This is a genomic window from Stenotrophomonas sp. YIM B06876, assembly GCF_030711595.1.
Taxonomy (GTDB): Bacteria; Pseudomonadota; Gammaproteobacteria; order Xanthomonadales; family Xanthomonadaceae; genus Stenotrophomonas.
Genome location: NZ_JAUJUJ010000136.1, coordinates 1 through 1,986 on the forward strand (window position 1 = coordinate 1; position 1,986 = coordinate 1,986).

Below are 1,986 nucleotides of genomic sequence, written 5' to 3' on the forward strand. Positions count from 1 at the left end.
GGGCCCCTGGGCGGCCTTGGCGCTGATCTGCTCGGTGAAACTGGTCGCCGGGTGGATCGGGATGAAGTAGCCGTTGGCGCCGATCGGCGTGATCTCCAGGCCGTCCTTTTCGCGGCGCTTGCGCTCCTTGGCGAGCGGCGGGCAGCCCTTGGTGTCGGTGTAGAGAACCATGCAGTCGAGGCAGTGCAGGCACTCGCGGTGGTCGATGCGGCCATCGGCGTCGATGGCCTGCGCGCCGCAGCCCACGGCGCAGGCCTTGCAACTGTTGCAGTCCTGCTTGCGCTTCAAGCCAAACCAGCGGAAGGTGCTGGGCATGGCCAGCGACGCGCCCAGCGGGCAGATGTATTTGCAATACGGCCGCTCGATGAAGATCGACAGGCCCAGCAGGAACGCCACGAACAGGCCATAGGGCCAGGCGCGGTTCTGGATGCCGACCAGGAAGGTGGTCTTGAACGGCTCGACCTCGGAGAGCTTCTCGGCCAGGCCCATGGAGAACATCGACACCGTGATGAGGCCGAAGAAGATGATGTATTTGAGCCACTTCAGGCGGTCATGCCAGCGCTGCGGCAGCTGCGTCTGGAAGCGCTTGAAGCCGACCGCGCGCGCCAGCTTGTAGATGGCCTCCGACAACGAGCCGAACGGGCACATCCAGCCGCAAAACAGCCCGCGCCCGAACAGGAACACGGTGGCGATGATGAAGATCCAGAACAGGAAGATGAACGGGTCGGACAGGAACAGCGACCAGGTCCACTGGAACAGCAGTGCATGGAACCAGGTCAGCACCTGGGTGATGGAGGGCTGCGCCATGGCGCCAAAGCCGACGAACGCGATGGACAGGCCCCAGGCCGTGTACTTGAAGGCGTTGACCGGCCACTTGTTCTTGTGCGTGGACGCTCGCGTGAGCTTTTCGCGATAGGCATAGACCACGGTGACGGCCACCAGCAGAACGGCGAACAGCATGATCTCGACGAGGCGCGACTTCCAGATACGCACCCAGGGCGCATCCGGCTCGACAAGCTTCGGGCGGCCGCCTTCGAGGCTGGCAGCGGGCAGCCAGTACGGCGCATCGAAGCTGGTGAAGCTGCGCGCGCCGGTGGCGCGGTCCACGCGGTTGCCCAGGAAGCTGAGCTTCCACGGGTAGGCCGGCGAAAACGCCGTGGAGCGGACGATGAAGATGGCCGACTCGTTGAACGCGGGGGCGCCCGCGGCGGCGATGCCATAGAGGTTGAGCGCGTCGAGGTCGCGGAAGGTGAACGCATCGGCGCCCTGGCGCAATTGCACACGGTCGTAGATGCCGCCGCGCACGAAGCCCGAACCCTTGAACGATTCGGCACCGCGCGTGCGCACCACGAAGAAGGCGCTCTCGCCCTCCTTGAGCTGCAGGCGCAGGTTGTTCCAGCTGTTCTCGCCGAGCACGCTCTGGCCGATGTCGGGGTGGTTCAGGTCGCCGAACCACAGCTCGATGAAGGGCTCGGGGCCGCGGTCCAGCCCGACCTGCTCGGGCTGCACGCGCAGGCGCTGCACAGCGCCCTGCTTGGCCAGCTCGTCCCAGGTGAAGCGCTTGCCGCTCAGCACATAGCGTGCGGGTTCGCGCACCGTGGGCGCGATGATGCCGACCTGGCGCGCCACGGCCGCGCCCGAGGCCATCATGACCTGGTTCTGCGCGATCACCGTGACGGTGGCGCCCGAGATGGCGTCCAGCCCGAGCACGTCTTCGTCGGGGCGCGACTGGCCGACCTCGATCTTGTCGGCCACCGATTTGCCCAGGTACTGGTCGTTGAATTTGAGCAGTGCCGACTCGGGAATGCCGAGCAGCAGGATGGGCTCGGAGTGCTTGAGCACCTTGACGCCGACAAAGCGGCCGGCCTTGTCCATGCCGATCAGCGTGACCACCGGCTTGCCCGAATAGGCGGGTGTGTCGGTGATGTCGGTGGACAGCATGACGTAGCCCAGCAGCGCCTGGCCGGCGCCGGCGTGGTCATAGGC

1 protein-coding gene is annotated in these 1,986 nt (G+C 66.1%); it reads right to left on the reverse strand.

The features are described from left to right. The coding region (locus tag QZH66_RS15395) for a 4Fe-4S binding protein (protein WP_305806783.1) at positions 1-1,986 on the reverse strand (1,986 nt) is incomplete at both ends.